1 protein-coding gene is annotated in these 943 nt (G+C 70.1%); it reads left to right on the top strand.

What is annotated here, in order from left to right:
- Positions 1–119: 119 nt before the first annotated feature.
- Positions 120–943 (top strand): IS110 family RNA-guided transposase (locus tag C1I92_RS32945; RefSeq protein WP_111258840.1); only part of this gene is annotated, 824 nt, incomplete at its 3' end.

Below are 943 nucleotides of genomic sequence, written 5' to 3'. Positions count from 1 at the left end.
CGGGGTGTGAAGGACCGGCCGGCGTGACTTGATAGGAGCGTGGCGTCGCCCCGACTGAGATGTGTCCGCCGGCCGGTCCAACCGTCCCGTCACTGATCAGGTGAGAGGAGGCAACCACCATGGTTGTCGTTGGATCGGATGTGCACAAGCGGACGCACACGTTCGTCGCGGTCGACCAGGCCGGCCGTAAGCTGGGTGAGCTCACTGTTAAGGCCGATCCGAAGGGTCATGACAAGGCGATCTGCTGGGCCCGGAAGCGGTTCGGTACGGCGATCACGTGGGCGATCGAGGACTGCCGGCATCTGTCGGCCCGGCTTGAGCTGGACCTGCTCGACGCGGGCGAGTTGGTGGTGCGGGTGCCGCCGAAGCTGATGGCCGAGCAGCGCCGCACCGCCCGCACCCGCGGGAAGTCCGACCCGATCGACGCGCTCGCGGTGGCCCGGGCCGCGCTGCGCGAGCCCGACCTGCCCGCGGCGTCGCACGATGAGACCTCGCGGGAGCTGAAGCTGCTGGTGGATCGGCGTGAGGATCTCGTGGCCGAGCGGACCCGGATGATGAACCGGCTGCGCTGGCACCTGCACCGGATCGCTCCCGGTGACCCGGCCGCGGATCCGGCACCGAAGGCGCTCAGGATCGCCAAGGCCCGCGCTCAGCTGGTGCAGTGGCTGGCCCAGCGGACCGGGATCGACGCCCGGCTGGCCCGCGACATCCTGGCCGATATCGACCGGATCAGCCCGGTGATCAACGACCTGGAACGCGAGATCGCCGCCCTGGTCAAGGTCCAGGCTCCCGACCTGGTGGCGCTGCCCGGATGTGCGGAGCTGACCGCAGCCAAGATCGTCGGCGAGACCGCCGGCATCACCCGGTTCGCCAGCGAAGCCAAGTACGCCATGCACGCCGGTGTCGCCCCCGTCCCCGTGTGGTCGGGCCGGACCAAGGGCCG

Origin of the sequence: Jiangella anatolica (assembly GCF_003236295.1) — a bacterium.
GTDB classification, from domain to species: domain Bacteria; phylum Actinomycetota; class Actinomycetes; order Jiangellales; family Jiangellaceae; genus Jiangella; species Jiangella anatolica.
This window is presented reverse-complemented; position numbering and strand designations above follow the sequence as displayed.